This window comes from Cobetia sp. 5-25-4-2 (genome assembly GCF_013374075.1).
Lineage (GTDB): Bacteria > Pseudomonadota > Gammaproteobacteria > Pseudomonadales > Halomonadaceae > Cobetia > Cobetia marina.
This window is the reverse complement of sequence record NZ_BLWK01000006.1, coordinates 135730-161905: the sequence shown is the minus strand read 5'-3', so window position 1 is coordinate 161905 and position 26176 is coordinate 135730. Positions and strand designations below refer to the sequence as shown.

21 protein-coding genes are annotated in these 26176 nt (G+C 62.7%); 15 read left to right on the top strand and 6 right to left on the bottom strand.

What is annotated here, in order from left to right; translation table 11 throughout:
• The first annotated feature begins 32 nt into the window (after nt 1-32).
• The 3 genes from HXS65_RS13405 (at nt 33) to HXS65_RS13395 (ending at nt 4719) form a co-directional block, all read left to right on the top strand.
• Nucleotides 33-1820, top strand: coding sequence for a transporter (locus HXS65_RS13405; protein WP_077371173.1), 1788 nt, complete (start codon nt 33-35; stop codon nt 1818-1820).
• A gap of 336 nt (nt 1821-2156) precedes the next feature.
• Nucleotides 2157-2849, top strand: a complete 693-nt coding sequence (locus HXS65_RS13400; protein WP_167592992.1) for an oligogalacturonate-specific porin KdgM family protein — start codon at nt 2157-2159, stop codon at nt 2847-2849.
• A 154-nt stretch (nt 2850-3003) separates the two neighbouring features.
• On the top strand, nt 3004-4719 hold the full coding sequence (locus HXS65_RS13395; RefSeq protein ID WP_176494127.1) for a hypothetical protein: 1716 nt from the start codon (nt 3004-3006) through the stop codon (nt 4717-4719).
• A 23-nt stretch (nt 4720-4742) separates the two neighbouring features.
• Here HXS65_RS13395 and HXS65_RS13390 read toward each other — a convergent pair whose 3' ends face one another.
• Nucleotides 4743-5780, bottom strand: a complete 1038-nt coding sequence (locus HXS65_RS13390) for a LacI family DNA-binding transcriptional regulator (RefSeq protein WP_176494126.1) — start codon at nt 5778-5780, stop codon at nt 4743-4745.
• A 163-nt stretch (nt 5781-5943) separates the two neighbouring features.
• Here HXS65_RS13390 and ltnD point away from each other — a divergent pair, with 163 nt between their 5' ends.
• The 6 genes from ltnD to HXS65_RS13360 all read left to right on the top strand — a co-directional run bounded on the left by ltnD (nt 5944) and on the right by HXS65_RS13360 (nt 12363).
• Nucleotides 5944-6882 carry an L-threonate dehydrogenase gene (gene ltnD / locus HXS65_RS13385; RefSeq protein ID WP_176494125.1) on the top strand — a complete coding sequence of 313 codons (939 nt, stop codon included), beginning with the start codon at nt 5944-5946 and terminating at the stop codon, nt 6880-6882.
• A complete protein-coding gene (gene otnK, locus HXS65_RS13380; RefSeq protein WP_176494124.1) occupies nt 6882-8234 on the top strand; it encodes a 3-oxo-tetronate kinase in 1353 nt (450 codons plus the stop codon). Before ltnD ends, otnK begins: the two co-directional genes overlap by 1 nt.
• A complete protein-coding gene (gene otnC / locus HXS65_RS13375) occupies nt 8231-8884 on the top strand; it encodes a 3-oxo-tetronate 4-phosphate decarboxylase (RefSeq protein ID WP_077371185.1) in 654 nt (217 codons plus the stop codon). Before otnK ends, otnC begins: the two co-directional genes overlap by 4 nt.
• Nucleotides 8885-8922: 38 nt before the next feature.
• Nucleotides 8923-9735 (top strand): 2-oxo-tetronate isomerase, encoded by an 813-nt coding sequence (gene otnI, locus HXS65_RS13370; RefSeq protein WP_176494123.1) that lies wholly within the window; start codon nt 8923-8925, stop codon nt 9733-9735.
• 100 nt (nt 9736-9835) lie between these two features.
• A complete protein-coding gene (denD, locus tag HXS65_RS13365; protein WP_176494122.1) occupies nt 9836-10831 on the top strand; it encodes a D-erythronate dehydrogenase in 996 nt (331 codons plus the stop codon).
• Nucleotides 10832-10986: 155 nt separating this feature from the next.
• Complete coding sequence (locus tag HXS65_RS13360) at nt 10987-12363, top strand: GntP family permease (RefSeq protein WP_176494121.1); 1377 nt, start codon at nt 10987-10989, stop codon at nt 12361-12363.
• Between the two features lie 94 nt (nt 12364-12457).
• Here HXS65_RS13360 and HXS65_RS13355 read toward each other — a convergent pair whose 3' ends face one another.
• On the bottom strand, nt 12458-13402 hold the full coding sequence (locus tag HXS65_RS13355; protein ID WP_176494120.1) for a hypothetical protein: 945 nt from the start codon (nt 13400-13402) through the stop codon (nt 12458-12460).
• Between the two features lie 411 nt (nt 13403-13813).
• Between HXS65_RS13355 and HXS65_RS13350 the strand changes: the two genes are divergently transcribed.
• From HXS65_RS13350 to HXS65_RS13340, 3 genes are all read left to right on the top strand, one after another.
• Entirely contained in the window at nt 13814-14149 is a 336-nt protein-coding gene (locus tag HXS65_RS13350) for a hypothetical protein (protein WP_255304518.1), read from the top strand.
• Nucleotides 14142-15653 carry a sodium:solute symporter gene (locus tag HXS65_RS13345; RefSeq protein WP_176494119.1) on the top strand — a complete coding sequence of 504 codons (1512 nt, stop codon included), beginning with the start codon at nt 14142-14144 and terminating at the stop codon, nt 15651-15653. Before HXS65_RS13350 ends, HXS65_RS13345 begins: the two co-directional genes overlap by 8 nt.
• A gap of 241 nt (nt 15654-15894) precedes the next feature.
• The gene (locus HXS65_RS13340) at nt 15895-17121 is read left to right on the top strand and encodes a diguanylate cyclase (protein ID WP_176494118.1); all 1227 of its coding nucleotides are present in this window, start codon (nt 15895-15897) and stop codon (nt 17119-17121) included.
• Here HXS65_RS13340 and HXS65_RS13335 read toward each other — a convergent pair.
• The 3 genes from HXS65_RS13335 to HXS65_RS13325 all read right to left on the bottom strand — a co-directional run bounded on the left by HXS65_RS13335 (nt 17105) and on the right by HXS65_RS13325 (nt 21482).
• Nucleotides 17105-18724 (bottom strand): sigma-54-dependent Fis family transcriptional regulator, encoded by a 1620-nt coding sequence (locus tag HXS65_RS13335; RefSeq protein WP_176494117.1) that lies wholly within the window; start codon nt 18722-18724, stop codon nt 17105-17107. The two genes, HXS65_RS13340 and HXS65_RS13335, sit on opposite strands and share 17 nt — an antisense overlap.
• A gap of 65 nt (nt 18725-18789) precedes the next feature.
• The gene (locus tag HXS65_RS13330; protein WP_077371203.1) at nt 18790-20223 is read right to left on the bottom strand and encodes a hypothetical protein; all 1434 of its coding nucleotides are present in this window, start codon (nt 20221-20223) and stop codon (nt 18790-18792) included.
• Nucleotides 20224-20312: 89 nt separating this feature from the next.
• Nucleotides 20313-21482 (bottom strand): iron-containing alcohol dehydrogenase, encoded by a 1170-nt coding sequence (locus HXS65_RS13325; protein ID WP_077371205.1) that lies wholly within the window; start codon nt 21480-21482, stop codon nt 20313-20315.
• Between the two features lie 342 nt (nt 21483-21824).
• Between HXS65_RS13325 and HXS65_RS13320 the strand changes: the two genes are divergently transcribed.
• The 3 genes from HXS65_RS13320 (at nt 21825) to HXS65_RS13310 (ending at nt 24888) form a co-directional block, all read left to right on the top strand.
• Entirely contained in the window at nt 21825-22919 is a 1095-nt protein-coding gene (locus HXS65_RS13320) for a GlxA family transcriptional regulator (protein WP_240499703.1), read from the top strand.
• 63 nt (nt 22920-22982) lie between these two features.
• Nucleotides 22983-23837 (top strand): trimeric intracellular cation channel family protein, encoded by an 855-nt coding sequence (locus HXS65_RS13315; protein ID WP_176494116.1) that lies wholly within the window; start codon nt 22983-22985, stop codon nt 23835-23837.
• A 160-nt stretch (nt 23838-23997) separates the two neighbouring features.
• Nucleotides 23998-24888, top strand: a complete 891-nt coding sequence (locus HXS65_RS13310; RefSeq protein WP_136939265.1) for a LysR substrate-binding domain-containing protein — start codon at nt 23998-24000, stop codon at nt 24886-24888.
• On the opposite strand, the gene HXS65_RS13305 is transcribed toward HXS65_RS13310, so the two are convergent.
• Nucleotides 24845-26176, bottom strand: a complete 1332-nt coding sequence (locus HXS65_RS13305; protein WP_141391801.1) for a Y-family DNA polymerase — start codon at nt 26174-26176, stop codon at nt 24845-24847. The genes HXS65_RS13310 and HXS65_RS13305 overlap by 44 nt on opposite strands.

Below are 26176 nucleotides of genomic sequence, written 5' to 3'. Positions count from 1 at the left end.
GACAAGACAGATAAAGACAAGAGTGCATTGCCATGAACCTAGATCTGGATACTGCCGTCATCGGCATCTATTTCCTCTTTCTGATCGCCATAGGCTGGCTGTTCAGAACCTTTACCTCAAGCACCAGTGATTACTTCCGCGGTGGCGGCAAGATGCTGTGGTGGATGGTCGGTGCGACCTCCTTCATGACCCAGTTCAGTGCCTGGACCTTCACCGGTGCGGCAGGCAAGGCCTACAACGATGGCTTTGCCGTGGCGATCATCTTCATGGCCAATGCCTTCGGCTATCTGATGAACTATCTGTATTTCGCACCACGCTTCCGGCAGCTGCGGGTCATCACCGTGATCCAGGCGATCCGACAGCGCTTCGGGGCCGTCAACGAGCAGGTCTTCACCTGGTCCTCCATGCCCACCAGCATCATCAATGCGGGCATCTGGCTCAATGGTCTGGCCATCGTGACCTCCGGGCTGTTCGGCTATGACATGGAAACCACCATCATCGTGACCGGTCTGGTCGTGCTGGTGATGTCGGTGACCGGCGGTTCCTGGGCGGTCATCGCGTCCGATTACATGCAGATGGTCATCATCATGGCCGTCACCATCACCTGTGCCATCGTGGCCGTGATCCACGCCGGCGGCCCGAGCCATGTCGTGGAAGACTTCCCGGTGAACTTCCTGATCGGGGGTGACATGAACTACCTGTCGCTGTTCGCGCTATGGGGGTTCTTCATCTTCATCAAGCAGTTCAGCATCACCAACAACCTGCTCAACTCCTATCGCTACCTGGCGGCCAAGGATTCGAAGAATGCGCGCAAGGCGGGTCTGCTGGCCTGTGTCCTGATGACCATGGGGCCGTTCATCTGGTTCATGCCCAGCTGGTTCATGGCCAGTGAAGGGGTGGATCTGTTCGCGATGTATCCCGAGGCAGGTGCCAAGGCGGCTGACTTTGCCTACATGAGCTTCGTCAGCCTCTACATGCCTGCCGGGATGCTGGGGCTGCTGGTGGCGGCGATGTTCGCCGCGACCATGTCCTCGATGGACTCCGGCCTGAATCGCAATTCCGGGATCTTCGTGAAGAACTTCTATGAGGTCGTGCTGCGTCCCAAGGCGTCTGAAGGTGAACTGCTGCTGATGTCGCGCCTGTCCTCCACCGTCTTCGGCCTGGCGATCATCGGGTTTGCTCTGTTCATCAACTCCCTGAAGGGACTGAGCCTGTTCGACGCCATGATGTATGTCGGCGCTCTGATCGGTCTGCCGATGACCATTCCCGGCCTGCTCGGCTTCTTCATCCGCAAGACGCCTGACTGGGCGGCCTGGGCGACGCTGGTGGTCGGTGGCCTGGTGTCCTATGTGGTCGGCTTCTTGATGACGCCGGACTTCATCGTCAACACCTTCGGTCTCGACGCGGACCTGACCTCGCGTGAATGGAGCGACATGAAGGTGGCGGTCGGCATCATGGCGCACACCGTGATCACGGCAGGCTTCTTCGTGCTGACCACGCTGTTCTATCGCGGCCTTTCCGCCGAGCGCGAAGCGGAAGTCGCGACCTTCTTCACCAATCGTGACACGCCCGTCATCAGCGATGACGAGGAACATCGCAGCGTCGACAACCGCCAGCGCAACATTCTCGGCTACCTGATCCTGGTTGCCGGCCTGGGCGTGATGCTGATGTTCCTGGTACCCAATCCCTTCTGGGGACGCATGGTCTTCGTGCTGTGTGGCGGCATCATCGTGGCGATCGGTCTGCTGCTGGTGACCTCCATCGACAAGACGTCACATTCCAGGGAAGAGCGCCTGGTCAGCGATGGCAGTACGCGCTGACGCGGCGTGATGGTGAGCGGCGCTGGCACCTGGTGCCTCGTCGCTCACTTGGCTCGCCATTCGTGCGCGCCACTCGCTCCGTGAACCTCTGATACCCCGAACCCGAATCCCCACTCCTGACTCGGTCAACGCCAATGACCACATCAGAAGGAGAGTCGATGCGCCTTTGCGCCATCGGCAGGGGATTCTGCGGCCTGCATCTGGCGTCTGGATCGATCCAGTACGCCGATGCCAACACAAGGCAACCCACGCGCTAGCCAATGCCGGGCACGCGACAGGACGCAGGTTGCCTGCAAGTCAATTGACTGACTCCCCATAAAAACAATGAGGTACGCCATGAAACACTACAACAAGATCTCCCTTTCGATTGCCGCACTGGTGTTCACTACCAGCGCCCAGGCCGTGACACTGGATATTCGTCATGAATACAAGCATCACGCCAAGCAACATGCCACCCGAGTCAAGGTGAGCGATTCCATCGACAACTTCTATTACGGGCTGGAATCCAAGTTTGCGTCCGAGAAACGTGAAGATGGCTCACAACCCGCGATGGGGAATCTGGAGCGCGGTGACAGCGAGATCGATTGGGGCTTCAAGTTCAAGCTGGACGATAACTGGTATATCCAACCCGGCATGCCCATCGCGTTCGGGGATGGCAAGTACACGATCAAGCCGCAGCTGCGTGTCGGCTACAAGGCCAGCAGTATCCCCTTGACCACGGCGCTGCGCTATCGTCGGGAATACTCCAACTACAGTGAAGATTCCAATGATGATTATGAACAGAACAAGATCACCTTCACCATGTCCTACAACCATGGCAAGAATAAATACTGGCTGGAGGCCAACTATTATCGCAACGAAGACAAGGACATCTACAACAATACCCGCGAGAACTACGATTATATTCTGAGTGCGGGGCGTCGCATGGGGTCATGGTTCCCGTATCTGGAATTCGCGGATGTCAGTTCCAGTTCCAGTTCCGATACGCGTCAGCTCAAGACGCGTGTTGGCTTGAAATATTATTACTGATCATGAAGTGCTAGACAGATGAGCGCGCAAGTCTTGCGCGCCCGGCGTCAGTATCACGCCTCATGATGGGGAAGGGCACTCTCGAGCCCCCGCATACTTGTGTTCGAGAGTGCAGGAATGTGCGTCGGCACGGGAATGATCGGCAGGGAGCCACATGACACAGCTGGATAGAGTCGCACTGTTCTTCTCCATCATCCTGATCGTGCTGACGATCCTGGTCTATCGACGTCGCAGCCAGACGCCGGACAGCTTCATCCGGGGGAGCGGCAACGTGCCCTGGTGGATGGCGGGGAGTACGGCGTTCATGACGCAGTTCTCCGCCTGGACCTTCACCGGGGCCGCCCAGAAGGCCTACGAGGATGGCTTTGCCGTGCTGGTGATCTTCTGGGGCAATGCGCTGGGCTTTCTGCTGGCGGCGCTGTATTTCGCGCCGCGTTTCCGCCGGCTGAGGGTCAGCACCTATTCCGACATTCTCGAGTTGCGTTACGGCAAGACGACGCAACTCGTGTATGTCATCAGTCAGATCTTCCTGACGCTGATGACCGCCTCCATCGGCCTCTACGGCGTCTCGCTTTTCCTGAGCGCGGTCTTCGGCTTTCCGGTGGTGAGCATCGCCGTGCTGATCGGCAGCCTCATCATCGCCATTACCCTGGTGGGCGGCGTGTGGATCGTCTCGGCCAACAACTTCATCCAGATGATGCAGCTGGCGATTCTCACGCTTGTCATCGGTGGCTTCTGCCTCACGCTGATGTGGAACGGATCGTTGAGCTTCCCTGAGTCGAACCGGGATTTCTGGATCGGCAGTTCACACAACAGCCTGCTCATCATGGGGATCTGGTCACTGGCCATGCTGGTCAAGCAGTGCATCAGCATCAACAATGCCACCTCCAGCTATCGTTTCCTCACTACGGCAGATGACGGCGAAGCGCGCAAGGCGGCAGGCCTGGCATCGGTGCTGTTCGTGATCGGGCCCGTGACCTGGTTCCTGCCGCCCTGGTTGCTGGGGTCGGCGGGCATCGACCTGGCGGCACGTTATCCCGCGCTCGGCAATGACGCGGCCAACGTGGCCTATGTGCATTTCATCATCCACTACCTGCCGTCCGGTGTACTGGGACTGGTGATCTCCGCCATGCTGGCGGTCACCATCGCGCCCATCACCACGGCCTTCAATCGTGATGCCGGCGTGATGATGCGACTCGTGATGCCACTGCTCGAGCAGACCTCCGGCATGGCAACGCGACTGGTGAGTCTGGGACGGATGTTCGGTGTCGTGCAGGGCGTCATCGTCGTCCTGTTCGTCATCGTCCTGAGTCGCATTGAGCTGGTGAGCCTGTTCGACATCATGATCATGTTCGGTGTGCTGCTGCAGATGCCGCTGGCACTCCCGGCCCTGATGGTGCTCTTCAGAACGGGGGCGCCTGACTGGGCCGGGTGGGGCAGTGTGCTGGTGGGGATCACGGTCACGCTTGGCAGCTATTTCTGGCTCGACATGCCGACACTGCAGCGTCTGCCCTGGCTCTCGGGCTTCCCGGAATCCCAGCTGGTCGACATCAAGCTGGCGATATCGCTGGTCATCCAGATCGTGACTGTCGTCGGCTTCCTGTTCCTCGCCCGTTATCTGTATGCGCCAAGACGCCCGTTCTCACGCGCGCGACGGCTGGCGGAATTCTTCGCCAACCTCAAGCGTCCCGTCAGTCCTCCGCCTCTAGAAAGCGTATCCCGTCGTCGAATCAGCCTGCCGTCGCGTCTGCTGTGCGTCGCGGCACTGCTGTCCGTGGCGCTGGCCAGCTTCTCCTCCACGCTGGCGGGCCTGAGTGTCTTCGTGTGTGTCGCGCTGGGCCAGCTGTTGATGGCGTGGGTGATGCGCTGAGCTTGTGTGTGCTCAGGCTGTGTTCAGGTGCTATCACCGACCCGCAGCGTGAACCCCAGGTCGTGACTCTGCTCACCCACGGGCTCGCCTTGGATGCGTGCCAGCAACTTGCGTGCGGCCACACGGCCGATCTGCTCTCGCGGTGAGACGATGGTGGTGAGACGCGGGGTGACGTGCTCACCGATGGGCAGGCCATTGAAGCCGGCGATGGCGATGTCGTCCGGGATACTCACGCCGAGCCGCGCGGCGGCGAGAATCGCGCCACAGGCCATGTCATCGTTGGCGAAGTGGATGGCGTCGCAGTCAGGGTGGCTCTCGCGGATGCGCTCGAGCGCCTGCGCACCGCTGGTCATCTGCTGACGCACGGGCAGGTCGAGCAGGGGAGCCTCCTCGATGCCGGCGGCGGCCAGCGCCTCACGGTGCCCGGCGTAGCGCATCGCCGCGCGATAGTCGCGATCGAGTTCGGCACCGGCGAAGTGGATCGTGCGATACCCGCGTGCCAGCAGGTGCTCGGTCATGGCGCGTCCGGCGGCGACATGATCCATCCCCACGTTCAGATCCAACCCTTCCCCCAGCTCCATGATCTCCACGATCGGCTGATTCCAGTTCTCCAGTATCTGGCGTGTCGCCTCGTCATGGCGCAGTCCCGTCACCACCAGGCCCGCGGCCGACCAGCCCAGAAAGGTACGGATCAGCTGGGTTTCGCGAGCCAGATCGTAGTCCGTCTTGCCCAGCAGCAGCTGATAACCGTGCGCCTCGAATTCCTCCTGGAGCCCCTTGATCACGTCGATGAACACCACGTTGGACAGCGAGGGCACGATGACAGGAATCACGCGACTGGTGGCCGAGGCCAGGCTGCCGGCAATCAGGTTGCGCACGTACCCGACCTTCTCGATGGCCGCCTCGACCTTGAGGCGTGTCGCCTCGCGCACGCTGTCGGGACTATTGAAGTAGCGCGAGACGGTGATCGACGAGACGCCGGCTTCCCGGGCCACATCATTCAGGGTCGGCTGCATGGCCCCCTTGCGGCTGCGTCGGGATGATTCTGATTGATTAGACATTTGTCGCGTTTTCTCATCTGCCGCTTGTCGTGGCTTGGAGCCTAATCTATTAATGATGTTAGCGCTAACATGGTAGCGCTAACATTCATGGAAGTGCAGATCGATGTCGCTGAAAGAGGCCGCCTTGATCGTCACTCGGAACAGGTTCAGCGGGAGACGCCAGATGACAGCAGTAACGACTTCACCAGTGATCGGCCTTGTCGGCCTCGGCGCGATGGGAATGGGCAGTGCGCGCGCCATGCTGGAAGCAGGCCTGGACGTGATCGGCTGTGATATCTCGCCTGGTGCCTGTCAGGCGTTTGACGCGGCAGGGGGGCGCACGGTGGCCTCGCCGCTGGCACTGGCGGCCGAGTGTCAGGTGGTGGTGCTGGTCGTGGTGAATGCCGATCAGGTCGAGCAGGTGCTGTTCGGGGCCGAGGGAGAGGGCGGTCTGGCCGAGCGACTCGCGCCGGGTAGCCTGGTGATCCAGTGCGCCACCGTGGCGCCGAGCTTCGCGCGTGATCTCGAAACCCGTCTGAACGACATGCAGCTGGAGCTGCTCGACGCCCCGATCAGCGGCGGCGCCGTCAAGGCACGCAGCGGTGAGCTGTCCGTGATGTCCTCCGGCAGTGAAGCGGCTTACGTCAAGGCGGAACGCGTGCTGGCGGCGATGGCGGCCAATGTCTATCGGCTGGGCGACGGCGCCGGCCCGGGCTCCAGCGTCAAGCTGGTCAACCAGCATCTCGCCGGCGTGCACATCGCGGCGGCGGCTGAAGCCATGGCGCTGGGCATGAGCATGGGGATCGACCCCGACACCCTGTATGACGTCATCACCCATTCTGCGGGCAATTCCTGGATGTTCGAGAATCGCGTGCCGCACATCCTCAAGGGCGATTACACGCCGCTGTCGGCCGTCGACATCTTCGTCAAGGACCTGAACATCGTGCACAGCACCGGGCGTGAGCTGAAGCTTGCCATGCCGGTGGCGGGCAGTGCCCTGCAGCAGTTCACCGCCGCCAGTGGTGCAGGCTTCGGGCGCGAGGATGACTCGGCCGTCATCAAGGTCTATCAGCGTCTCGGCAGCTTCAGCCTGCCGGCCGCCAATGATGAAGGAGCGCAGTGATGCCGATCGTATTGGGCGGAATCGCCGATGACTTCACCGGCGCGACGGATCTTGCCAACAACCTGGTACGTGCCGGCATGCGCACCGTGCAGGTGATCGGGGTCCCCCAGGACGCGCTGCAGGAAGGGACGGGGAGCGGGCTGGATCTCAGCGAAGTGGACGCCGTGGTCATCGCGCTCAAGTCGCGTAGCTGCCCGGTGGATCAGGCGATCAGTGAATCGCTGGCGGCGCTTGAATGGTTGAAGGCCCAGGGGGCTCGCCAGCTGTTCTTCAAGTACTGCTCGACATTCGATTCCACGCCGGAGGGCAATATCGGCCCGGTCGCCGATGCGCTGCTGGAGGCGCTGGACAGCACACAGACCGCCTTCGTGCCGGCGTTCCCGATCAACGGGCGCAGTGTCTATCAGGGGCATCTGTTCGTGGGTGACCGTCTGCTCAATGACAGCGGCATGCAGCATCACCCCCTCAACCCGATGACCGATGCCGACATCGTGCGCGTGCTGTCACGCCAGACGCCCCATGGTGTGGGGCTGCTCAACCACGCCACGTTGAGTGAGGGAGCGCAGGCCGCTGGTGAGCGACTTGCCACGCTGAAGGTGCAAGGAGTGCGTCATGTGGTCTGCGACAGTCTCGACGAGCGTGATCTCGAGGTATTGGCCGAGACGCTGGTGGAGCACGCGCTGGTCACCGGCGGCTCTGGCCTCGCGCAGGCCTTGCCTGCCCAGTACCGCCGCAAGGGCTGGCTTGCGAAGATCGATGATGCGGCGGTCTTGGCCCCGGCGCAGGGCGCCGCGATGGTGCTGTCCGGCAGTTGTTCGCGCATGACGCTCAAGCAGGTGGCGCACTTCACCCAGCAGCATGCCGCCTTCGCGCTGGACCCCGTCAAGCTCAACGCGAGCGATGCCCACTTCGAGGCGGCACTCGACTTTGCCCGTGAGCAACTGGCGGCGGCGGACCCCAGGCCATTTCTGATCTACGCCTCGGCCGAGCCGGAAAGCGTCAAGGCGGCGCAGGCGTCACTGGGCGTCAAGCAGGCCGGTGAACTCATCGAGTGCGCCCTGGCCAGTCTGGCCAGCATGCTGGTGAGCGAAGGGGTCGGGCGCCTGCTGGTGGCGGGGGGAGAAACCTCCGGCGCGGTGGTCTCGGCACTCGACATCCGTGAGCTGCGCATCGGCGGTCAGATCGACCCCGGCGTGCCCTGGACACAGGCACCGCACCCGGCCGCCGGCCCCTCGCAGCCGGAGGCGATGCTCTCGCTGACCCTCAAGTCCGGCAACTTCGGCGGCGAAGACTTCTTTACTCGGGCATTCGATGTGCTGGATGCCATGAATCCCCGCGAGGAGACCGCATGAGTCAGTCACGGCACGACATCAACGTGTTGCGCGAGCAGATCGCCACCTACGGCAAGTCACTGTTCGACCGCGGCTTGACCATGGGCTCCAGCGGCAACATCAGCCAGCGGCTGGACGATGGTGGCTGGTTGATGACGCCGACCAATGCCTGCCTGGGGCGCCTGGACCCGGCGCGCATCTCACGCCTGGATGCCCAGGGCGTGTTGATCGATGGCGACGCGCCGACCAAGGAGCATTTCCTGCATCGCGCCATGTATGACGAGCGCCCGCAGTCGGGTGCCATCGTCCACCTGCATTCGACCCACTCGGTGGCGGTGTCCTGCCTGCCGGATGTGAATCCGTGTGAGTGCATTCCGCCGCTGACGGCCTATTACGTGATGCGGGTCGGCAAGCTGCCGCTGGTGCCTTACTACATGCCGGGCGACCCCGCGCTGGGCGATGCGGTGCGTGGCCTGGCCGGCAAGCACTGCGCCGTGCTGCTGGCCAATCATGGCCCGGTAGTGGCCGGAAAGACCCTGGAAGCGGCGGTCTATGCCACGGAAGAGCTTGAGGAAACCGCCAAGCTGTTCCTGCTGCTGCAGGGCAAGAACCCACGTGGGATGACCCCGGAACAGGTGGCGGAACTCGAAGCCAAATTCGGCCGCCCCTGAGTGATGACCTCTTCGTCTGTGACATCCAAGGATCTGACATGACCCGATTGGCCGCCAATCTCAGCATGCTGTTCACCGAGCATGACTTTCTCGATCGCTTCGCGGCTGCGGCCGACAGCGGTTTTCGCGGGGTCGAATATCTCTTCCCCTATGCCTATTCCCCGGAAGAACTGCGCGCAAGGCTCGATGAACACCAGCTGTCGCAGGTGCTGTTCAATCTGCCGCCGGGCGACTGGGAGGCCGGTGAGCGCGGCCTGACCTGTCTGCCGGGCCGCGAGGAGGAGTTTCGGGCCTCGGTGGCCGAGGCGATTCGCTATGCCCAGGCACTCGATTGTCCCCGCGTGCATGCCATGGCGGGGCTGGTGCCGGAGGGTGCGGATGACGCCATGCGGGCCCGTTGCACCGAGACCTACCTCAGCAACCTGCGTTACGCCGCCGCAGAGCTTGAGAAGGTCGGCAAGACACTGCTGATCGAACCGATCAACCCGCGCGACATGCCCGGCTTCTATCTGAGTGGCCAGGCGCAGGCACGCGAGATTCTCGCCCGGGTCGGCGCCGCCAACCTCAAGGTGCAGTTCGATCTCTACCACTGCCAGATCGTCGAGGGCGATCTGATCCGCAATCTGGAGGCGCAGTTCGCACACATGGGCCATGTGCAGATCGCCGGCGTGCCGGACCGTCACGAGCCGGATGTGGGGGAAGTGCACTATCCGGCGCTGTTCGCCCGGCTGGAAAGCCTGGGCTACGACGGCTGGATCGGCTGTGAATATCGTCCACGCGGTGAGACGCGCGCAGGCCTCGGCTGGGGACAGGCTTTCGGGCTCAACGACGGCCTGTCCGGCACCGCCTGATCATCAGACAAGCCAGCAACAACGCCGATAACGCCAACAACCATAACAACGACAACACGCCATGGGCCGTCATGCCGACGGCTGGCAAGGAGTCCACACGATGTACGTCATGATTACCGGCGCCGCCGGATTCCTCGGTCAGCGCCTGACCGAGGCCCTGATCGACAAGGGCAGCTTGAACGGCCAGCCATTGTCACGCCTGACCCTGTTGGATCAGATCGAGGCACCACGTCCCGAGGCGGCGTCATGTCTGGCAGCCAAGCCGGCCACCTCGCTGGATGTCGAGATCATCGCCGGTGATATCGCCGACGCCGAGGTGCTTGATCGCTGCCTGGCGGGCGAGCCTGCGGTGATCTATCACCTGGCAGCCGTGGTCAGCTCGGCGGCCGAGGCGGATCTGGCACTCGGCATGCGCGTCAATTTCGACGCGACTCGTCTGCTGCTGGAAGGCTGCGCGGCACGCGGATTGAATGGCACTCGACTGGTGATGGCCAGTTCGGTCGCCGCCTACGGGGGCGATCTCCCCGAAACGCTGAGCGACATGACCGCCCTGGTGCCGCAGAACTCCTACGGCACCCAGAAGGCGATGTCGGAGCTGCTGATCAATGATTACAGCCGTCGCGGTCTGGTGGATGGCTGCGTGCTGCGCCTGCCCACCATCATCGTGCGCCCGGGGCGCCCTAACGCGGCGGCCTCGAGCTTCGCCTCCTCAATCCTGCGCGAACCGCTCAATGGCGAAACCGCCATCTGCCCGGTACCGACCGAGCTTGAGATGTTCGTGATGTCGCCGCGTCGCGTGGTCGCGGCCCTGATCCAGGGTGCGGAAGTGCCGGCGGCTGATTTCGGCCTCTCGCGCTGCTTCATGCTGCCGGGCATCACCGTCAGCGTCGCCGAGATGCTCAAGGCGCTGGCAGATATCGCCGGCGAGCAGGCGCTGGCCCTCGTCAAGCATGAGCCTGACCCGCGGATCACCGCCATCGTCGGCAGTTGGCCGGCGCGCTTTGACACCCGCAAGGCGCGTGCGCTGGGCTTCGTCGGCGATGCCGACCTGCACGAGATTCTCAATGCCTACCGTGACGAGAGCGCCATCGCCTAGCCAGCGTTCGGGCATCTCATCCAGGACGAGCTCGCCAGACACCTTCGCCAGACCTGCTCGTCACACCCGTACGTCAATAACAACGATCGGTGACATGCCAGACGGCAGCGCCGACACCGCACGCCACACAATAACAATCGACAGGAGCATCACCCATGACAGACGCCGCCGTCGCGGGGCCACAGGTCATCATCGGCCTGGGTATCGCCATCTTCGTCATGATCTATCTGGTTTTGAAGACCCGCGTGCATGCCTTGCTGGCCTTGATCATCGCCGCCTCTCTGGCGGGGTTGATCGGTGGCATGCCGCCCAATGAGGTCATCAGTGCCATCACCACCGGCTTTGGCAAGACGCTTTCCACCATCGGTCTCGTGATCGGCTTCGGCGTGATGATGGGGCGTGTGCTGGAGGTGACCGGTGCCGGACAGCGCATGGCCTATGCCATCCTCAATCTGCTGGGCAAGAACAAGGAAGAGGCCGCGATGGCGCTGACGGGCTACATCGTCTCCATCCCGATCTTCTGTGATTCGGCCTACGTCATCCTCAATCCGCTGGTGCGTTCACTGGCGCGCAACAGCGGACGTTCGGTGATCGGTCTGGGCATCGCGCTGGCGGCTGGCCTGATCATCACCCACTCTAGCGTGCCACCGACCCCGGGTCCGCTGGGCGTGGCGGGTATCTTCGGTGTCGACATCGGTCTGATGATCGGCTGGGGCCTGGTGATCACCGCGCCGGCGCTGATTGCACTGGTCATCTATGCCCGTATCATGGGCCCGCGCATCGAGGCGATGCTGGAGTCCCAGCCGGGTGGTTTCGAAGGTAGCGTCAAGCATGACACCGACAGCATGCTGCCTGAATCAGAGCTGCCGTCCCTGCTGATGTCCTGCATGCCGATCGGCCTGCCCATCGCGCTGATCTTCCTCAACACGCTGGTCAGCGCCGTGATGGGCGATACCAGCAATGCGCTCACCAGTACCATCGCCTTCATCGGCAACCCGGTAATCGCCGTGGGCATCGGCGTGCTGGTCGCCATCTATGGCCTGATGCCGAAGACCCCCAGGCAGGAAGTCTTCGATCATCTGGAAAAGGGCGTCGAGACGGCGGGGATCATCCTGCTGGTCACCGGTGCCGGTGGTGCACTGGGCTCGGTACTGCGTGCCAGTGGCGGCGGCGATTACATCGCCATGCAGGTCGCGGCACTGGGGCTTCAGCCGCTGTTGATCCCGTTCATCATCGCCACCCTGGTGCGCTTCATCCAGGGGAGCGGCACGGTGTCGATGATTACCGCAGCCTCGATCTCCGCGCCGATCCTGATGGGCATGCCGGACGTCAACATGGTGCTGGCCGCGCAGGCCGCCTGTATCGGCGCGATGTTCTTCAGCTACTTCAATGACAGTTATTTCTGGGTCGTCAATCGCATGCTCGGCGTCAAGAGCACCAAGCATCAGATGCTGGTGCTGACCCTGCCGACGACACTCGCCTGGGCCATCTCCATCATCACGCTGTTGATGCTCAACGCCATCGTCGGTTGAGCCAGTCAGGACAGTCTTTCGCCTCAAGAACGTCGGGCCTCATCGAGGTCCGGCGTTGCTGTGTTGAGCAGCGTGTTCTTGAGTCGTGTATCCATCAGCCCTTGAGCTGCTCCTGATAATCGATCCTGTCGCTCTTGCCGATCAGCGCCTTTCGGGTCTTGAGATAGATCACCGGGAAGGACAGCACCAGGCAGAGACATGCGGCCCACCAGGGGTAGGTCAACCCGGGACCCAGCCCCTCGGAGAAGTGATCGATGAGGGCGATGATGAGGGAGGAGAGGAAAGGCAGCATGAGCAGAAGCACCATGACCAGAGCCAGCAGAGGTTTCCTCATCCTGCGCCGCCAGAAGAAGTGCTTGCCGTACTTCTCCAGGACACCATCGATGTTGATCTTGTCGTCATATTGCAGCACGACCATGTAGCCGTGGTCAGGGCTTCCCTGGCGCGCGAGTCTCAAGAACGGGAAGAGAGTCCGAAACGGTGGCGATACGCCGTCAGGGACATGGGCACCAATGACGGATATCTCCTCGCCGAGGGCTGGACGGACGATGTCATCAGCCCCGGGAGGCAAGATCAGGCGAGTATTGCCCAGATAGTAGTGGCGAGTGGTGATCTTTCTGGGGTTGCTGGAGTGATAGCTGATGCCTTCATGTGTCTGTTTCCATCCCTGTCTTTGAAATCTGTCCTCGATGATCGAGTCCGGAGGGGTAGTGGGGGTCGAGGATGTCACTTCCTCAAGCTGCCCGGTCATCCGTCCTGCCGTCGGTGGCATGCCATGACGGGCGTGGTAGGGCAGGCTCATGAGAAACAGGCCCACCCACACGATGACGATCACCACCAGGTCGGCAGGCCAGGGAAGGCTGTCCTTCTCCGGGAAGAGCAATGGCGCCATCAGGAATACGCATGAAAGACCCACCAGCAGGATGCCTACCAGCGCCAGGCTCCAGGCGGTATATAGCTTGCGTCTGCGGATCGGGGCGACATAGTCCTGTTCGTGCCGAGTGAAATATCGAATGTCCTTTTCGAAGATGGGGGTCACGGTACCAATGCCTTGTCGGTAGATGAGGGAGAGCTCGCTCAGCGCGCTGCAAGTGAGCGAGGCATCTCAGGAGGCGGCTCTCGGCAGAATTTCTGCTCAGGAGGCCTGGGGATCAAGCACCTCTCGATGCTCCCTGGTTGAATGCGTCTTGTCTGATGAAAGATCGCGCGAACGCTACCACAGCCAGCCGATGCCCTCCATTCAGCGCTGGTGGAAACTCATCGCATCCGCATGACCGGACTCTGCCCTGACTCTGACCTGACTCTGAACGGATGAGGTGATCGAGCATGACCACTGACATCCCCGGCGGTCAGACCTTTTACCCTCATGGCAACTCCCCAGCCGCGCTTCAAGCGGCTACACTGCGCGCCGAGATTTTTCATTCACTCCCTGTTCATATCGGAGCTTGTCTTGGCTACGCCTGACACCTCGTCGTCTTCCTCTCCTTCCTCCGCGCCGGACACCGGCGAGGCTGCCTCCACGTCACGCCTGCCATGCGTCGTCATGCCTGCCAGCTGGCGAGGCTGGAGTCTCTTGGCGGTCTTTCTGCTGTTGATCGCGCTGGGTATCTGGCCGGTGATCGGCTGGGTCAATCAGCAGAGCTCGCTGTGGGGCATGCCGTCGTTGATCCTCTGGAGCTACCTGATCATCTTCGCCTGCAGCGGGGCCATGCTGCTGGGCAATCGAATGTTGCCGGATGAGGAGGATGGCGCGCCGCGCGAGGATGAGAGGGCGTCACATGAGTGAGTCACTGACCCTCACGTCCTGGCAGGGCAGCGTGCCGCTGATGATGACCCTGGGCTATATCGCGCTGGCGATGCTGATCGGGTTGGGCGCGCGCGGCGGCCGACGCATGGATTCGCTGGAGCAGTGGGGCGTGGCCGGCCGCTCGATGGGGCCGATGACACTGTATCTGTTGATCGCGGCGGGCAGCGTGAGTGCCTACACCTTCATGGGCGCGCCGGGCTGGGCCTACAGCAAGGGAGTGCCGGTCTTCTATGTCGCGATCTATCTGGCCTATCTGGCGCTGGTGGCCTGGTACTTCGGGCCCAAGGTGTGGAAATTCGGTGAGCAGTTCGGGCATGTCACCCAGGCAAGCGCGATCGCGGATCGCTATCAGAGCCCCGCACTCGGCGCGCTCTCGGCGCTGGTGATGTCGATCGCCTCGGCGGCCTATGCGGTGCTGCAGACCATCGGCTCGGCCTACATCCTGCTGGTGATGAGCGGGGGGCGTATCCCGCTGTGGGCCGGCGTGCTGCTGGTGCTTGCGGCGATCGCCGTGTATCTGTTCGTCAGTGGTCAGCGCGCCATCGGGCGTACCAATGTCTTCCAGGGCGTGCTGATGGTGGTGGTGGCATGGGTCATCGGCCTGTGGGCGGCGCACCTGGCCACGGGGGAGTGGGGCTTCAGCGGAGTGTTCGAGCGCCTCGAGCGGTCACATCCCGAGTATCTCCGCCTGCCGGGGGCGGGGGGCGACATGAGCTTCAGCTTCTGGACCACCTCGATCATCGTCTCGATGCTGTCCTTCATGCCACCGGTGTGGACGCAATGGATGAGCGCCTCCTCCGCGCAGACCATCCGCCGCAGCGCCAGCTGGCTGCCGACCTACTACGTGGTGATCCTGCCGCTGGTGGTGGTGGGCTTCATCGGCATCTTCAGCCTGCCCGAGCTTGAGCGTGCCGATACGGTGGTGCTGGAGTACGCGATGGCCAACATGCCGGTCTGGCTGGTGGGGCTGCTGGGGGCGGGGACGCTGGCTGCCTCGATGTCCTCCAGCGAGCCCTTCATCCATTCGGTAGCCCTGAGCCTGAGCCGGGATGTGCTGCAGCCCGGGCTCAAGCTCAGTGATGCACGCGCCGGCCAATGGGCACGGTGGCTGATCTTCCCGGTGATGTTTCTGATCATCGCGCCGCTGGCCATCATCGAGCCGGGCAATCTGGTGATGATCCTGCTGATCGGGCTGGGCTTTGCCTCCCAGGTGCTGCCGGCGTTTCTCGGCATGTTCTTCTGGCCGCGTGCCTCGGCCGCCGGGGTGTTTGCAGGCATCTGCGCCGGCTTTGTCGTCACGGTGCTGTTGACCATCGTCTGGCCGCATCCGCTCGGGATTCACGCCGGTTTCTGGGGCCTGATGCTCAATCTGCCGGTCTTCGTGCTGGTCTCGCTGATCACGCGTCCCGTGGACGAGGCCGTCACGCGGCGCTTCTTCCGGATTGCCGCGCCGTGGCGCTTTTCATCGCCTGCCGATCGCTGAGGGCGCACTGCCGATTGTCGCCTGCAGGGGGAGAATCACGGATGACGAGCGAGACGGGAGGGACCCCGTCGCCTCGTCCCACCCGCCGGGGCGTGGGGGCAATGTCCGTGGTCTCGAATATTTGGACAATCGTTTGACAAGCGTGAACGATTGTCACGTTTGGCCCGCATGCCTTATTCACCGGTGTCGCCTTGTATAGAGTGTGATCATTGATTGACTGTCCTCAAGGGAGGGGGCGTGGATGAATGATCTGATGGTACAGGTGGACAGGCAGATACACCGCAACGGCGGGCTGGGTATCGATTTCCCGGACGAGATCGAGGCGCGGTTCGAGCGGGATATCCACGCAGAGCGCAGTCACAAGCTTGTCTGCATGGGGGCGGTGGCGATCAGCATCTACCTGCTGTTTCTGATCAATGACTGGCGCTTTCGGCCGGATCACATGCTGGAAGCCATCATCATCCGGGTCGGAGTGATGACGCCCATCGCGTTGTTCTGCATCTACCTGCTCAAGCGCGGTGTGTCGCCGGTGTTGCGCGAGATGCTGATGACCGCTCTCGTGTGCTTCGCGATGATCTTCACGGCCCTGTTGATCCAGTTGTCAGTGTCACCGCATTCCTTTCTGGATCTGTTCGCGCTCGGGCTCATCGTGCTGGTGGGAAATGTCCTGTTCCAGCTGCGTTTCTGGTACGCCCTGTGTTCTTCGGCCTTCCATTTCTGCGTGATGCTGTACCTGGTCACCGCCCATCCTGCCCCCTACGAATCGGCAGGGTTCATGGCGTTGATGGTGTTCTTCTCCATCACGCTGTTTTCCATCATCTCCAATCTGCGCAGCGAGAAGGCCGAGCGGCTTTCCTACCTGTTGCTGCTGCGCGAGCAGTTGCGGGTCGAGGAGTTCACGGAGAAGAATGAAGAGTTTCGGCGACTTGCCTCCATCGACCCCCTGACGGAAGTCTACAACCGCCGCCACTTCGACAGCCTGGTGAGTTCCCTCATCGGCAAGCAGGTCGATCGCCGACTCCAGTACGGCGTCGCCATGATCGATGTCGATCAGTTCAAGGCCTACAACGATCACTACGGTCACGTGAAAGGCGATGTCTGCCTCAAGCGCATCGCGACGGCCATCTTCGAAAGCGTGCACCCCGATGTCGACATCGTGGCGCGTTTCGGGGGGGAGGAGTTCGTGGTGCTGCTGCCATCCTGCTCCCCGCAAGCGGCGCTGGCGCGAGCGGAGGAGATTCGCGAGCATGTCAGCGGACTGGCGCTACCGCATGCGGGCAATCCGCAGCAGGGGATCGTCACCATCAGCGTGGGGGTCTCCGCCGCTGGCAGCGGGGAGGATTACGACTTCGAGAATATCCTGAATCAGGCGGATGAAGCGCTCTATCACGCCAAGGCCAGAGGCAGGGACCGCTGCGTGCTGTCACCTCGCTCGCTGCCCGAGACCCCGGTCACCGCTGACGCCTGATGGCGTACTTCTGCATCTTCTTGACCAGTGTCGATTGATTGATGCCCAGCGAGGAAGCGGCAGCACGCGTCGTGGCATGTCGCTCGAGCGCCCGGTGGATCAGTTCCCGCTCCAGAGCCTGGGTGCATTGCGTGAGTGTGGCGTGGTTCTCGCGCACTCCGGCAGGTATCGTCGCAGCGACAGAGAGGGCTGCGAGACCGCCTGGCCCCAGGCATTCGGCGGGCAGCATGTCCGTCGTGATGAGCGTCTGGTCGGTGGTGACGACCAGTCGCTCGACCAGGTTGATCAGCTCACGGATGTTGCCCGGCCACTGATGCGAGGCCAGCAGTTCCAGCACCTCGGGATCGAAGTGGCGAACACGGGCATGGCGTTGGCAGAAGTGACCCAGATAGTGGCGTAGCAGCGGGATGACCTCACCACGGCGCTCGCGAAGCGGGGGCAGCGTGATGGGGACGACGCTGAGGCGATAATAGAGGTCTTCGCGAAAGCGCCCCTCCCTCACGCGAGCGGCCAGGTCATGATGTGACGCGGTCAGCAGGCGCACGTTGGTCCGCCTGAGCTCGGTCCCTCCCACAGGCATGAAACGTTGCTCCTCGACGACCTTCAGCAGCTTGGCCTGCAGCGAGAGTGGCAGGTCGCCAATCTCGTCGAGAAACAGCGTGCCACCATTGGCCACATCCAACAGCCCCTGTTTTCCCCGGGCATTGGCACCGGTGAAGGCCCCGGGCGCATAGCCGAACAGTTCCGCCTCCAGCAGTCCTTCGGGCAGGGCGGCACAGTTGAGTTCCAGAAACACGCCGGCAGAGCGTTCGCTGTGCTCGTGAAGATAGCGGGCCAGCAATGTCTTGCCCGTGCCCGTCTCGCCCTGGATCAGGACCTTCACATCGGTGGCGGCCACGCGTTCTGCCAGCGCGAAGCAAGCGGCCGTGGCCTCGCTGGTGACGAGTTCCAGTGCCTGCTCGTCGGTACCGGCGTTGACGCTGTAGGTCTCGTGCAGGGAGTGCAGTTGTCGCAACTGCTCCTGGGCATGCTTGGCGCGCAGCAATTCGGTGATATCACGCACGCTGGTGACGACGTGACTCAAGGCGCCATCCCGCGCGTGCATGGGCTGGCCACTGACCAGGATCTTGCGGCCATCGTGCAGGCTCTGGACCAGAGTGACGGGCTTGCCGTCCCGGATGACCTCCAGAGAGACCGACTTGGAGATATAGCCTCTGCGCACCAGTTCCTGCATGTGCCGGCCCAGCACATCACTGCGCTTGAGCCCCGTGATGCGCTCATAGGCCTGGTTGATGGCCACGGTCACCCCGAGGGCGTCGGTGATGTAGACCCCGTCGTGCAAGGCATCCAGCACTCGCTGCACCGGAACCTCGGCCAGCAGGTCCGTGGCGGTGTCCGGTGGGCCGTCCGGCCCGGCGGCGAGGGTGCGCTGATTCGACCGGGCGAGGCGTTCCTTGCGCTCGGCGGCGGATTCCACTTCCTGGCGCGTCAAGACGCCGATCACCTCGCCGCGGGTGTCGATGACCTCGACGGCCTCCAGTGACTGACGTTCCAGCAGTGCCAGCGCCGCTTCCAGCTTGAGATCCTGTTCCACGTTCTGCATTGAGGGTTCCCCTGACAGAAGCCCCCGCGCGCTCAGGCGGCGGGGGGCCATGGGGTTACGATACGTCAATGCGAGGATGTCGTGGAAACGGTTGGCGTCACGTCACTGGCGGGAGCGTCGATATCGCCCTTGCCGAGATCGCGGCTGAAGGTCTCGTCGTTTTCCCCCGAGAAGAAGCGCTTGCCGTAGATCAACAGGCACAGGGCGATCCCGATTCCGAAGGCCCAGGCGGCGCCCTTGATCACCAGAACGGCGGCGATCACGCCGGCAATGCCGAGGTCACGCTGGCTGCGGGCTTCGAGAATCCCCAGTCGTACGCTGACATAACCCTGGATCAACAGGGTCAGCGCCAGCGCGATCCCCAGAATGGGCTGGACCAGACTGACGATGGGCAGCAACAGCAGGCCGGTATTCGTGCCCCAGCGGAAGGAGCCTGAGCCCCCGAACAGCGAGTGCATCGCCTGCTTGCCTTCCTTGTAGCGCTCGACCACGACGACCTGCATGGCGGCCCACAGCGGCCCGCACATGGTGACGTCCGGACCGAACAGGCTCATCAGCGTATTGCGGCCACCGAAGATCATGTGGGCACGGTTGGCGTCATAGTCGATCTTCTCGTCAGGCCGTGACTCATCGGCTTCCTCGACCAGCGCCTTGGATTGCAGGACATCGCCGAACAGCACGATATAGGCGGCCAGTACGGTGGGCAGGGCGGTCAGGAACATCGACAGCGGCGGCAAGCCCACGCCAAAGACGGTGTACTGGCTGAACATGGTCACGAAGTCCGGCTGACTGAAGCCCCACTGCACGTCAGGCCAGGCAGCCTCGCCGACCAGCGGTGCGACGATGATCGCCAGCAGGATGATCGGGAAGATCCCCAGCTTGCCCAGGTTGCCCCAGAACGGATTCGAGGTCTTCAGCCTTGCGAAGTGGCGCGAGAAGATGATGTAGAACGCCAGACCCACGGCGATGCTGATGGTGATGGGATAGGTGTCGAAGCGTCCGCCTTCCTTGAAGACCACGCTGATCGCGGCCAGGCCTGCCCCCATGATGATGCCGGCCTTGATGGCCGAGGGAATCAGGTTGACCACCTTGCTGGCCAGCCCCGTTCGCCCGAGCACGATGGCCAGTATCCCGAGCATCAGCTGGAAGGCGATCAGGGCATGCACCCGCGTCTCGCCCTCGGGGAAGGTGGCCACATAGGCCATCAGCAGAGGGATGGCCGGCGTGATCCAGCCGGGAATGACCGGGTCGCCCAGCAGATGGTGAACGAGATACAGCAGCCCGTTGAGCATCACGATGGCCAGGGCGGCTTCAAACGGCATGCCCAGCAGCTCCGTCATCAGCGGGATGGCGGCGAGATCCACCGCGCACATCAGAAGTCCCTGCAGATAGTCGGGCAGCTCGAATCGGTAGTGCAGGAAGGGCAGGCGAATCTTGAAAGGCCCCAGGGCGTAGTAGGGGCTTTCCTCTCCGGGTTGGCGGGTTTTCCAGTGGCTCATGATGGCGTTCCTGTTGTTATCGTTATTCATCTTCACCTGGGGTGGAGATGGTGTTCACGAGAAGGGGCAGTGCTCATGCCTGACGGGCTTCACCAGGCGGCGCGATAGATGCACTCGATGTCGTGCTGGGTCAGTTGGCGCGGATTGTTGCGCAGCAGGCGTTCCACCTTGACGGCATCTGCCGCAAGCGAAGGAATATCCTTTTCGGAAATGTCGAAATGGCGCAGGCCACTGGGGATGTCCACGTCTCGGCACAGCTGGTGCAGGCGCTCGACGACCAGTTCGGCCGCGGCCTCATCCTTGAGTGCATGATGCGCAGTATCCAGTGCCTCAGCGATATCCCGGAAGCGTTCGACGCAGGCCAGCGCATTCCAGCGCATCACATGCGGCAGCAGCAGGGCGTTGGTCACGCCATGGGGCAGGTGGTAGCGCCCGCCCAGCGGGTAGGCCAGGGCGTGGACCGCACCGACCCCCGCATTGCCGAAGGCCATGCCTGCCAGCAGACTCCCCGTGGCCATGGCTTCACGCGCCTCGAGATTGCCGGGATTGGCATAGGCCTTGGGCAATGCCTTGATGATCAGGCGCATGGCCTTGATGGCCAGCGCATCGGTGATGGGCGTGGCGAAGTTGGACAGGTAGGCCTCGATGGCATGCACCAGAGCATCGACACCGCTGGCGGCAGTGACATGGCGGGGACAGCTGACCGTCAGCTCCGGGGCGACGATGGCGACGTCCGGCAGCAGGTAGTCATTCACGATACCTTTCTTCATGCGTGCTTCGGTGTCAGACAGAATGCCGATGTTGGTGACTTCGGAGCCGGTGCCTGCCGTGGTCGGCATCGCGATCAGCGGTGCACCACGCACACGGGCCTTGTCTTCCCCGAACAGGCTTTCCAGATCGCCGTCATGGGTGGCGTATACCGCCACGCATTTGGCGATGTCCATGGCGCTGCCGCCGCCCAGCGCGATCAGGCCATCGCACTGCGCCTCGAGGTAGACGCTCATGCAGTCCTCCACGATGTGCACTTCCGGCTCGGCACTGACCTCGCTGAAGATGCGGTAATGGGTCAGCTGGCCATTGGCCTTCAGTACATCGAGCTGATCCGTGATCGGCTTGAGGGTACCCGATCCCAGCACACCGGGGTCGGTGACCACCATCGGGCAGCGCATGCCCAGGCGAAGGATTTCTTCACTGAGGCGTGATGAGGCCTGTTGGCCCGTTATCAGGCGGTGGGCGGATTTGAAGCTGGCGATGCTCATGGCGATATCCTGTCCTGGATGACATGGGGAGAGGCGCTGGTTGGCGTCTCCTGTCATGATGGATAGCAAATGGCATGCCAGTTTCTTGCTCTTTGCAAGCCACTGAATTAAATGGGTTTTTATTGAGTTTTCGCCTAAGGTCGCTACGCCCAAGGTCGATATTCTGATGCCATATGGAATCACTCGCGTGGCTTGAGTGATGCGTTATGTCATCAGACGCGATGCGATGATGGCAGGTGACAGACGATCGAAAGCCGCGATTCTGCACGGGTCACTGGTCTCTTTTCCCCAATGTCATTATCGTTTGATGAAAACCGCCGAAGGATTGATGAAAATCGCCATATGCCTGATACCCCGACCGCGCTGGACATGAAGCCCTTGAGCACTGGCGCGCATCCCTACCCGCGGCCGGACTCACCACCCGTGCTGGCGCCCGGCGCCGCCGAGAATACGCTGAATGTCTGGCTGGTACCGCGATTCTCGATGTTGACGCTGTTCTGCCTGCTCGAGCCCTTGAGGGTCGCCAATCGCTTCGGGCGGGATCTGTTCGCCTGGCGGCTGTTGTCAGCGGATGGTGAGGCGGTGGTGGCCAGCAACGGGGTCCGTATCGATGTCGATGGTCGCCTCGATCAGCTGATGACGGGGGAGCCCCGGCAGGCACCGGAAGCGGTGTGTGAACAGACCTCGGCATCCATGGCCCGGATGCGCCTGATGGTGGTGTCGTCCTATGAGCCAGAAGCGAGTGTCGACAGTGAGTCGCGTGCCGTGCTGCGTTGGCTGGCGGCCCATGGTGCCTGGCTGGGGGGACTGGATACCGCCCCCTTCATTCTGGCGCGGGCCGGTGTGCTGGCGGGGCATCCGGTGGCGTTGCACTGGGAAAGCGTGCCGGCCTTTCAGCAGGAGTTTCCTGAGCTGGACGTCAGCTCGGCCCCTTATGAATGGCAGGGTGAGCGTCTGACCGGCTCCGGCGGGGCGGCCAGCATCGACATGATGCTGGCCTGGATCGAGCGGCTCTATGGCCCTTCGCTGGCCGATGCCGTGGGACGTCAGATCATGCACCAGCGCACGGCCGTGAATGTGGAGAGCCCGACTCCGCGCGATTCGTCGTTGCCGCGCAGTGTCGTGCGGGCGCTGGCGGTGATGGAGGCCAATCTTGCCCAGGCCCTGCCCATTCCGGTGGTCTGCCGGCTCGCGGGGCAGTCACAGCGCCAGCTGACGCGCCTGTTCGTGGCGCAATTCGGCGAGACCCCCAAGCAATGCTATCTCGGCATGCGTCTGGATCATGCACAGCGGGTGCTCGCCGACAGTCGGGTCAGTGTCTCCCAGGCGGCCTTTGCCACGGGTTTCACCCATCTGGCGCACTTTTCTCGTGCCTATCAACAGCGTTTCGGTGAGGCGCCCAGCGTGACGGCGCGTCGCGGACTGGCCGCTGAATGAACGGCCATCACGCTCGCGTGTGGCGCATGAATGACAGTTTCGTCGTCTGAGGATGCTATGGGTATGAACTGGATAACCTGGCTGGATCTGGCCGGTGTGATGATCTTCGCGCTGACAGGCGTCGTCGTGGCCTGTCGTTCGCGGATGGACCCGATCGGCATGCTGGTGCTCGGCGCCGTGACCGGTATCGGCGGCGGCACCCTGCGTGATCTTGTGCTGGGCATCAGACCGGTGTTCTGGGTCGAGCAGCCGATCTATCTCTGGGTGATCCTGCTCACGGTGGGCGTGGCGACATTGGGCTTTCACTACATTCACCGCCTGACGCGGGTCTTTCTGCCCGTGACGGATGCCTTCGGCCTTGCGCTGTTCACCGTGCTGGGCGCTCACAAGGCCCGCATGATGGGGGTAGAGGGCATCGTTGTCGTGGTGATGGGCACCATGAGTGGCGTGGCAGGCGGCATGATCCGGGATGTACTGGCGCGCCGCGTGCCGATGGTGCTGCGTCAGGAAATCTACGCCTCGGCGTCGCTGGCGGGCGGGATTCTCTATATCGCGCTGCTCGAGCTCGGGATGCCGCTTGCCTGGGCGACAGGCGCGGCCATCGTGATGGTATTGATGATTCGACTTCCGGCCATCTACTGGAATCTGACGCTGCCGACCTTCGCCTGGGTCATCATCCCGCCACCGGACCTGTCAGCGAGTGGTGAACCCCGCACGTCGGGCACGCCCTCAGACAATCAGCGCGAGCAGGGTGACGCCGAATTCGCCACCACCCTGGGGGGCTCAGTGGGGCTCAGCAAGCTCGAGGCCTCGATGAAGATCGACCAGCCCCCCGAACCGCCGATGCTGCCACGCCGTACTCCCAAGGCGCGGGTGCGCATGCTGCGCCCCGGGGAGAGTCGGCGAGGCAGGAACTGAGCACGGAAGGCCATGGCGTGATCGCTTGGAAGCGGTGCGTGATTGTGGTGCAAGAAGTGGCTGACAGGTGCCGATCATTGCGATTTCTGCAAGGATTCGGGCCGAACAAGGGGTCATCAAGGTCTGACAAGGACCATCGTCTTCTGGGAGAAGTTTCATCATGCGCAGTCGCTCACAAGACCTTGAATGGTTGCTGGCGGTGGTCGACAGCGGAGGTTTCAGTGCTGCCGCCAAGCAGCGGGATGTGCCCGTGGCCAAGGTGTCGCGGGCCATCCAGCGGCTGGAAAGCGAGCTTGAGACACCGCTGTTGACTCGTACCACTCGCAGCGTCGCCCTGACGGACGAGGGGCGTGCTTTCGTCGAGCGCATAAGGGAAGGGCTGCAGCAGTTGAGCGAGGCCGAAGACGTCTTGCGTCAGCAGCGTGATCAACCCAGCGGCCGTCTGCGGGTCGATGCCGCCAGTCCTTTCGTCCTGCATCAGCTGGTGCCGCTGGTGGGAGAGTTCGAACGTCGCTATCCCGGCATTTCCCTGGAGCTTTCGGCGGGTGACGACATCATCAATCTGCTGGAGCAGCGCACCGATGTCGCCATTCGCATCGGCGAGCTCGAGGATTCGACCCTGCATGCCAAGGTACTGGGGCGCTCGACCCTGCACCTGGTCGCCAGCCCCGCTTATCTGGCAAGGCATGGCACGCCGACGAGCGTCGCGGCGCTGGCGGCGCATCGCCTGCTGGGGTTCCTGCCGCCCAGTCGCCTGAATCGCTGGCCACTCAAGGGTGCGCCCCGGGAGCTGGAAACGACGCCGCACCTTTCCACCTCCAGCGGTGAAGTCATGCGCCAGCTATGCCTGGCCGGCCACGGCATCGCGCTGATCTCCCGCTTCATGCTCGCCGATGACCTGGCGTCGGGCGCTCTGGTAGAAGTGCTGCCGGGGCAGGTCCAGTCGCCCAATCCGCGTGAGTTGATCCAGGCGGTGTACTACCGCAACAGCACGCTCTCGCCCCGTATCAGTGCCTTTGTCGAGTTTCTTGCGTCGCGCCTGACGTTGTAGGGAGCCGAGGGGGGCTCCCCAGTCGCTTCAGCTCCTGCCAGCGGGTGGTATAGCGTGAGCTGCGATGCGCGCAGCGCAGCTGCCAGGCGGCATCCGGGCGCGCGACGCCCAGACGCACGGTGCCACGGCCCATCTTCTGATTCATCGCATCCAGTGTCGCCATCAGCTGCTGGTTGCGTTCTCGTCTGGCGATATCGGCTTCGCTGTCGAGCAACGAGAGCTGCTCTCGGGGCTGGTCGATGAGGTCCAGCAGCATCACGCCTGCCTTCATGAAGCGATAGCCGCGCAGATAGATACGCTCGAGCGCCTGATGGGCGGCGGCGAGTATCTCGCGGCTGTCGCTGGTCGGTTCGGGGAGTTCGATGATGGTGCTGGGCGAGTATTGCGGGAGATCCGGGCGGTGGCGGTTGCTCTTGAGGAAGACCAGCACGGCACGTGTCTGGCTGCCCTGATGGCGCAGCTTCTCGGCGCCGCGCTGGGCGTGCTGGCGAATGGCATCCTTGAGCTCATTCATGTCATCGGTCATGCGGCCGAAGGAGCGCGAGGTCATGATGCGCTGACGGGCATCATCGGGGTCGTTCATCTCGAAGCAGGGCGTGCCTTGCAACTCGCGCACGGTGCGCTCCAGCACGACGGAATAGCGCTGACCGATGGCGCGCGGGTCCGCACAGCGCAGGTCCCAGGCGGTATGCAGCCCTTGCAGTGCCAGCCGTTCGACCAGGCGATGGCCCACGCCCCAGACATCGCCCAGCGGTGTGTCTTCCAGCAGGCGCTGGGTGCCGACTTCGGCAGGTTCCAGCACGCAGACACCGCCGAATTCCGGCCGCTTCTTGGCGGTACGGTTGGCCAGCTTGGCCAGGGTACGAGTGGGGGCCACGCCGACACATACCGGGATGCCGGTGAACTTGCGCACATTGCGGTGCAGGGTACGACTCAGCGCCAGCATCGCGTTGCGGTCAAAGCCATCGAAGCGCACGAACATCTCGTCGATGGAGTAGGGTTCGACTCCCGCGCTGTATTCCTCCAGCACGTCGCGCACGCGCGCCGACATGTCGCCATACAGCTCATAGTTCGAGGAGAGCAGGTGGATGCGTCCCTCGCGTACCAGGGATTGCAGCTGGAAGGCCGGAGTCCCCATCTCGATGCCCAGCGCCTTGAGTTCCTGAGAGCGCGCGATCACGCAGCCGTCATTGTTGGACATCACCCCCACGGGGCGGCCTTCCAGGCGCGGATCAAAGACTCGCTCACAGCTGGCGTAGAAGTTGTTGCAGTCGACCAGCCCGATCAT